This is a genomic window from Gulosibacter sediminis (assembly GCF_014904065.1).
Lineage (GTDB): Bacteria > Actinomycetota > Actinomycetes > Actinomycetales > Microbacteriaceae > Gulosibacter > Gulosibacter sediminis.
Genome location: NZ_JACXJG010000004.1, coordinates 63,063 through 70,647 on the forward strand (window position 1 = coordinate 63,063; position 7,585 = coordinate 70,647).

Genomic DNA, 7,585 nt, shown 5'->3' on the forward strand with positions numbered 1-7,585 from the left:
CGGTTCATCTCACACAGGCGCACCTACCCAGCCCCACCTCCCCCAGGAAAACGAAGGATGCCCGCGGGCCAAGCCCACGAGCATCCTTCACTTAACCGCTCAACCCAGCGATCAACCGCAAACTACCGCGCGGTCGACCCCCACGTCTTCGAGGCGCCGGCCTCGTCGATGCGCTGGGGCACGCCCCACGGGTTCGAGCTCTGCAGCGGGGCCGGGAGCAGGGCATCCGGCATCGACTGGAATGCGACCGGGCGCAGGAAGCGACCGATTGCCGCGGTGCCCACCGAGGTCGACGAGTCGTTCGTCGTCGCGGGCCACGGGCCACCGTGCTGCTGCGCGTAGGTCACGGCGACACCGGTCGGCCAGCCGCCGCACAGGATGCGGCCCGAGACCTGGCGCAGGGCCCGCACGAGCGACGTGAGCTCGTCGCTCTCCTCGCCCTCAGCAGCCTGGATGGTCGTGGTGAGCGAACCGGTGAAGAACTCGTTGACGAGCGCGGCGTAGTCGGTGCCTGCGGGTACCTCAACGAGCACCGAGAACGGGCCGAACACCTCGGCGAGGATTGCCTCGCGACCGGCACGGAAGTCGTCGAGCGAGACGGCGACGATGGTCGGGGTGGTCCAACCCTGCTTGTCGTCGTCGACGCGCGACGAACCTTCGGTGATGACGCGCACGCCGTTGGCGGCGAGCACCTCGTCGCGCCGCTTGTTGTAGCCGCGGGTGATGCCCGGGTTGAGCAGGCGCTGCTCGCCGGTCGACTCGTTTGCCGCGGCGAACGCGGCGACGAGCTGCTCGTCGAGGCCGTGGCCTTCGGGCAGGAACACGAAGCCGGGCTTCGTGCAGAGCTGGCCGGCCGAGCCCGAGATCGAGGTGGCGAAGCCGCTCACGATGTCGTCGGCGCGGGTGTCGAGGGCGGCCTGGGTGACGAACACGGGGTTTGTGGAGCCGAGCTCACCGTAGAAGGGGATTGGCTGCGGGCGCGCGGCCGCGATGTCGGCGAGCAGGCGGCCGACGTACTCCGAACCAGTGAAGGCACCGGCCTGGATGCGCGGGTCCTTGAGCACCGCGGTGCCGTTCTCCTGGCCGCTGAACACGGCGAAGACGCCGTCGGGTAGGCCGGCACCCTTGAGCGCCGCGGCGACGATCTCGCCCGTACGCACCGAGAGCTTCGGGTGGCCCGAGTGCGACTTCAGCAGCACGGGGTTACCGGCGGCGAGGGCCGCGGCGGTGTCGCCACCGGCGACCGAGAAGGCGAACGGGAAGTTCGAGGCCGCGAACACGACGGTCGGGCCGACGGGCTGCAGTACGCGGCGCAGGTCGGGGCGCACGCCGAGGGCGTAGTCGGTGTCGAGGTAGTCGATGCGGGCATCGAGGTAGGCACCGTCGACGATGACGTCGGCGAACAGGCGCAACTGCACCGCGGTGCGGTTGAGCTCGCCGCGAAGGCGACCCTCCGAGAGACCGGTTTCTTCCTGGGCGATCGCGACGAGTTCGTCGGCGTTCGCGTCGAGCGCGTCAGCGGCGGCGAGGAGCGCGGCGCCGCGCTCCNTCGGGTTCGTGTCGGCGTAGGCAAGTGCGGCCGCGTCGGCGGCGGCAACGAGCGCCTCGATCTCGGGGTCGAGCTCTTGAATCAACGGGCTGTTGGTGTGCGGTGTAGTCATTAGCATCATCCCTGAAACTCGTGCTGCTGCCTGCGTGCATCAGCTCGGTGGCGGGCGCAAAAAAAGCGCGCAGCAGCCGCCTGCCGAACGTCCACGAAGCCTATCGCGCGAGGCCTTCCCGAAACCCGAAATCGTTGCGCTGTAGGCGATCGGTGGGCCATCCGCATTGACGAATGCACGAAGTGGCACGATCCGCGGCCGAATCCTTGTGTGAAGGCACGAAGACAACACGGACAATGTCCAATTATGGTTGTCGCCGGGTCCCGGTCCGAGCGTTACACGGCACGATTCGGCTCGGGGCCGAACACGTTCACGCACGGATGCGCCGGCAGAGTTGCCGAGGCCCGTGCAGCACCGCCGGGCTAGGGTGGAGACCGCTATGACAGCTTCACCGGTGCACTTTGACCAGCGCGGCCACCTCGGCCTCATCACCCTGAACCGCCCGAGGCAGCTCAATGCCCTCTCGTTCGAGATGTTGCAGCTCATCGACGCGCAGGTGGATGCGTGGCTCGCCGACCCGAGCATCCGCCAGCTCGCGCTCACGGGCGCGGGGGAGCGCGCCCTCTGCGCCGGCGGCGACATCGCCGAGTCGCGCCTGGCGCTCGAGGCGGGCAACCCGCAGCTGTTCTACGACTTTCTCGCGCTCGAGTATCGGCTCGACGTGAAGCTCAACGAATTGCCGATGCCGTACGTGACGCTGCTCGACGGCATCACCTTCGGCGGCGGCATCGGCCTCAGCGCCCACGCCTCGCACCGCATCGTCACCGAGCGCAGCCGCCTCAGCATGCCCGAGGTGCGCATCGGTTTTCTGCCCGACGTCGGCGGCAGCTGGCGGCTCGCCGAGATGCCCGGCGAGGTGGGGATGCACGTTGCGCTCACCGCGGGCACGTTCGGCGCGGGCGACGCGATCGCCGGTGGATTCGCCGACGCGTTCGTGCCGTCGGCGCGGCTCGGGGAGCTGCTCGAGGCGCTCGAGNGAGGCTGCCGACGAGGCGGTCGCTCGCCTCGCAGAGCCCGCGCCGGAACCGGAGGTGCTGGCGCAGCGCGACTGGATCGACGTCGTCTACCGGCACGAGCGCGTTGCCGACATTTTGGCCGAGTTGGATGCGCTGGCCGCGGCGGGGCAGGCGGCCGCGGGCGAGGCCGCCGCGAGCATCCGGCAGATGTCGCCGACGTCGCTCGAGGTGACCGCACGCCTGCTGCGGGATGCGCGGGCCGAGCCGGGCCTGCGGGCCGCGGTCGCGCGCGAGTACCGGGTGGGGATGCACCTTGCGACGGCGCCCGACTTCGCCGAGGGCGTGCGGGCGCGCGTCGTTGACAAGGACAACGATCCGCAGTGGCAGCCGCCGCGGCTCGAGGACGTCGACCCGGCCGAGATCTCGCGCATGTTCGAGACCGACGCGACCGCCGCGCTGTTCGGGTAGGAGGGCGGGGTCGGCCTGGAGCGCACCGTGCAGCCCGGTGTCGGTGGAGGCAGGCACAATAGAAACTGAACGGCCCGCGCTTCGGGCCCACACGTCGCAACGCCGCGGGTTCGCTCGCGGCCGAGATTCGAGGAGCACTCTCATGGCCGCACTCGTGGCGGGGTACGCCCGCACTCCCTTTACCCGGTTCACCGGCAAGCTCGCGGCGCAGCCCGCCACCGTGCTCGGCGCGCACGCCGCGAAGGCNCGCTCGAGCGCGCGGGCGTCAGCCCCGACGAGGTCGACCTCGTCGTCGCCGGCCAGGTGCTGCAGGCCGGCGCGGGCCAGAACCCGGCCCGCCAGAGCTCAGTCGGTGCGGGCATTTCGATGAATGTGCCGGCCATCACGATCAACGCAGTGTGCCTCTCGGGCACTGAGGCGGTGTCGCAGGCCGCGCGCGTCATCGCGGCGGGCGAGGCTGACGTCGTCGTCGCCATCGGGCAGGAGTCGATGTCGCTCGCCCCGCACGTCGCGCCGCTGCGCGCCGGCGTGAAGTACGGCCCCGCGACCTTCATCGACACCGTCGACCACGACGGCCTCTCGGACGCCTTCGACCAGGTCGCGATGGGCGCGCTCACCGAAGAAGGCAACGTGCCGCTCGGGCTCACCCGCGAAGAGCAGGACGCGTTCTCGGCGACCTCGCACCAGCGCGCGGCGGCCTCGGCCGAGTTCTTCGCCGGCGAGATCGCGCCGTTCACGGTGACTTCGCGCAAGGGCGACACCGTCATCGACGCCGACGACGGCGTGCGCCCTGAAACGACGACCGAGTCGCTCGCTGGCCTGCGCCCGGCGTTCACGAAGGATGGCACGATCACCGCCGGCAACGCCTCGCAGATCACCGACGGCGCCGCCGCGCTCGTCATCGTGAGCGAGGCCGCCGCCGAACGGCTCGGCCTCACGCCGCTCGCGCGCATCGAGGCGACCGCGTTCGTCGCCGGCCCCGACAACCACCTCCACTCGCAGCCCGCGCGCGCGATCTCGGCCGCGCTCGCGAAGATCGACGCAGCCAGCGCATCCGACCTCGCGGCCGTCGAGATCAACGAGGCCTTCGCGGCCGTCGGCGTGCAGTCGGCGCGCGACCTCGGCATCGACCTCGAGGTGGTCAACCAGCACGGCGGGGCGATCGCGCTCGGCCACCCGATCGGTGCATCCGGCGCCCGCATCGTCGGCACCCTCGCGCGCCAGCTGCAGACCGCCGGCGCGGGCTCGCTCGGCGCCGTCGGCATCTGCGGTGGCGGCGGGCAGGGCAGCGCGGTCGTGCTGCGCGCGCTCTAGCCTGGGCACACGAAAGCGGGCCGGGCGACGCGTTGCGCGTCACCCGGCCCGCTGTGCGTGGGGCTGCCTGGTTACGGGCAGGTCACCGTGAACTCGAAGGGCACGGTGGCGATGTTCGTCGGGTCCTCGAGGTTCGTCGAGAGGCCCTCGCCCGTGATCGTGTAGGTGCTGCCGTCGACGGTCGCCTCGGCCGAGCCCTGGCCGGTGCCCGCGGCGTAGCCGACGGTGTTGCCGTCGGCGTCGACGAGGCCGAGCGACTCAACGGTGGCGTCGTCAGCGCTCGAGAGCACGACGCCGAGGGCCTGGCCCGACGCGGCGTCGAGGTCGGGCGAGGCGACCGAGATCGCGAAGCCCAGCTCCGAGTCGGCGCAGGTGACGGTCGCGTCGCCGAATTCGACCGACTGGCCGTCGACCGTGAGCGAGAAGTCGCCCGAGCCGCTGCTCGCGCCGTCTTCCTCGGCTGCCGAGTCTTCGCTCGTCGTGTCTTCCGACTCGTTGCTGCCGGTGTCGCTCGAGTCCTGGTTGCTGTCGGTGGCCGGCTCGTCGGCGTCGCCGCCACCGCAGGCGGTCAGGGTCGCGAGCAGCGAGGCTGCGGCGACGAGAGAGATGAGGTGCTTGCGGTTCATTGCAGTGCCTTTCTGACGGCCGCGCAGGTCGTTGCGGGGCGCTGCTTGGATGCTATTTGCGCGGCACCAGCCCGCGATAGCGCTGGTCGTCGATCTCAGCCCGACGGCCGACGACACGTGCTGCTCGGGGCTGGCGCCACTCGCATCGCTTAGTAGCTTGCGCGCTCACCCCGGCCCGTTGCGCCCGCGCGGGAGTGGATGAACGTATCGGCGAGCTTCTCGGATGCGCGGGCCAGCAGCGAGACATCGGCCGCGACGAGGATGAAGTCCATGCCGTCGTCGAGGTAGCCGAGCGCGACCTGCTGGTCGAACGCGTTAATACCGACCGGCTTCCCGGCCGCGCGGGCGGCCGCGATCGCCGAGCGCACCCCGGCCAGCACATCCGGATGCGTCTGCTGGCCGATGAAACCCATCGAAGCAGCGAGGTCGCTCGGGCCGATGAAGATGCCGTCGACGCCGTCGGTGTTCACGATTGCCTCGACGTTGTCGACCGCGTCGGCCGACTCGATCTGCACAAACAGCGACACGAGCTCGTCGTTCGCGCGCTTCAGGTAGCTGTCGACGCGGTTCCAGCGGCCCCCGCGCGAGAGGGCGGCGCCGACGCCGCGCACGCCAGCGGGCGGGTAGCGCACCGCGCGAACCGCGGCAGCCGCATCCTCGCCCGAATTCACCATCGGCACGAGCAGGTTCTGCGCGCCGAGGTCGAGGTACTGCTTGATGATGACCTCGTTGTTCACGGGCACGCGCACGACCGGGGTGGCCGGGTAGGCGGCGAGGATCTGCAGCTGGGTCTGGATCGACTCGAGCGAGAGCGGGGCGTGCTCGCCGTCGATGAGAACCCAGTCGAGGCCCGAGCCGGCCGCGATCTCGGCGTTCACTGTCGAGCCCGAGCAGAGCCACATGCCGGCGAGGCCGCGGTCGGCGTCAGCGAGGCGCTGCGCGAAGGTGGGAGGAAGCTCTAGAGAAAACGACATGAAATGGTGCCCATCTTTCCGTAATCGCACACGACGGAGTCGCCGCGCTCGACCCACATGGGGCGGGTGAACGAGCCGGCGAGGATGATTTCGCCCGCCTCGAGGCGCGAGCCGTGCTGGTGGAACTTGTTCGCGAGCCAGGCGACGCCGGTGGCGGGGTGGTTGAGCACGCCCGCGGCGACGCCGGTCTCTTCGATGGTCTCGTTCTTGTAGAGGAGCGCCGAGACCCAGCGCAGGTCGATCTCGTCGGGGCGCATCGGCACGCCGCCGAGCACCATGCCGCCGTAGGCCGCGTTGTCCGAGATGGTGTCGACGATCGTGCGGCCCTCCATCTCGATGTGCGAGTTGAGTACCTCAAGTGCGGGGGTAACGAACTCGGTGGCGCGGATCACGTCGAAGAGCGAGCAGTTCGGGCCCTCGAGTGGTGCCTTGAGCACGAACGCGAGCTCGACCTCGATGCGCACGTTGGTGAACTGGTCGAAGTCGATGACCGAGCCGTTTTCGTAGACGGTGTCGTCGAACATGACACCGTAGTCGGGCTCGGTGATGCCGGTGGCGGCCTGCATCGCCTTCGAGGTGAGGCCGATCTTGCGCCCGACGAGCTTGCGGCCGGCGGCGACCTGGCTGTCGCGCCAGACGCCCTGGATTGCGTAGGAGTCCTCGACGGTCGCGTCGGAGTAGCGGGCGGTGATGCGCGGGATCACCGTGTGAGTGCGCTCGGCGTCGGCGAGCTCCTCGGCAATCTTTCTGATGTCGTCATTGGCAAGCATGCGCCGATCATATTTGATTTGCCTCCGCCCAGCCCGAATGCCCTCTCACGGTTCCCGCCCTTGCCCTCCAACGGTTGAGTGGTCGTTTTTTGNCTAGTTGGCGGGGTAGCGCCAGGATGCGGTGGTGGGGTCGGTGCCGTAGGCGTCGGATGCGGTGGCCGGGTCGTCCCAGCCCGGGTCGTTGCCGAGTTGGAGGCAGTCTTCGACGCGGCCGGATGCGCCGGCGATCGTCACCTCGAGCACCTGCGCGCCGCGCTCGCAGCGGCCGTTCGACTGCCACGAGAGCTCGATCGTCGCCGATTCGTTGGGGCCGATCGTCGGGGCGGATGCGGATCCGGGCGAAGCCTCCCACTCGACGTCGATCTCGACGCCGTCGAGCGTCTCCGTCGCGAACGTCGGCGGCTCGCTCAGCGTGACCGGCGCATCCGAGCAGTTGAGTACCTCGACGCCGAGATACCGGCTGCCCGTCGCGGCATCGACGATGCCGAAGCCAATCGCGAGCTGGCTCGTGCCGTCGCAGCTCGCCGGTATCGCGGATTCGCGATGCGTCACCCAGCCCTCAAGCGGCCCGGACGGCTGCTCGGATGCGCCACTCGAGTCGGCCTCGCCGGCCNGCGGATGCGCTGGCCCCGTCGACGCTGTCGGGTGCCCCGGCGGTCTCGCCAACATCCGCCTCGGGGATGCGCGACCCGGCCGTGCTCGCGCACGCGGCCAACAGCGCCACGGCCGCCGCGCATCCGGCCGCCGCCCGCATCCCTCGCCATCTCCCCACGCCCCCATCCTCTTCGAAAACAGCGTTGAGTGGTCGTTTTTTGT

Annotated in this window: 5 protein-coding genes and 2 pseudogenes; 2 read left to right on the forward strand and 5 right to left on the reverse strand. The window is 70.1% G+C overall.

The features are described from left to right. Positions 1 to 122 precede the first annotated feature (122 nt). A complete protein-coding gene (locus ID132_RS01855; protein ID WP_459562420.1) occupies positions 123 to 1,670 on the reverse strand; it encodes an aldehyde dehydrogenase (NADP(+)) in 1,548 nt (515 codons plus the stop codon). A 463-nt stretch (positions 1,671 to 2,133) separates the two neighbouring features. Here ID132_RS01855 and ID132_RS01860 point away from each other — a divergent pair. Together ID132_RS01860 and ID132_RS01865 are read left to right on the forward strand one after the other, a co-directional pair. Beyond that, positions 2,134 to 3,085 (forward strand): annotated as a pseudogene (locus ID132_RS01860) (enoyl-CoA hydratase/isomerase family protein). 142 nt (positions 3,086 to 3,227) lie between these two features. After that, positions 3,228 to 4,399: pseudogene (locus ID132_RS01865) on the forward strand (acetyl-CoA C-acyltransferase). A gap of 71 nt (positions 4,400 to 4,470) precedes the next feature. On the opposite strand, the gene ID132_RS01870 reads toward ID132_RS01865, so the two are convergent. The 4 genes from ID132_RS01870 to ID132_RS01885 form a co-directional block, all read right to left on the reverse strand. Then, a complete protein-coding gene (locus ID132_RS01870; RefSeq protein ID WP_193127728.1) occupies positions 4,471 to 5,025 on the reverse strand; it encodes a lipoprotein LpqH in 555 nt (184 codons plus the stop codon). Positions 5,026 to 5,174: 149 nt separating this feature from the next. Then, positions 5,175 to 5,999: an HpcH/HpaI aldolase family protein gene (locus ID132_RS01875; protein ID WP_193127729.1), complete on the reverse strand. Its 825-nt coding sequence runs from the start codon at positions 5,997 to 5,999 to the stop codon at positions 5,175 to 5,177. After that, complete coding sequence (gene hpaH, locus ID132_RS01880; RefSeq protein WP_193127730.1) at positions 5,984 to 6,769, reverse strand: 2-oxo-hept-4-ene-1,7-dioate hydratase; 786 nt, start codon at positions 6,767 to 6,769, stop codon at positions 5,984 to 5,986. The genes ID132_RS01875 and hpaH overlap by 16 nt, the downstream gene beginning before the upstream one ends. Before the next feature lie 93 nt (positions 6,770 to 6,862). Then, positions 6,863 to 7,321, reverse strand: a complete 459-nt coding sequence (locus ID132_RS01885; RefSeq protein ID WP_193127731.1) for a DUF4232 domain-containing protein — start codon at positions 7,319 to 7,321, stop codon at positions 6,863 to 6,865. Between the last annotated feature and the right edge of the window lie 264 nt (positions 7,322 to 7,585).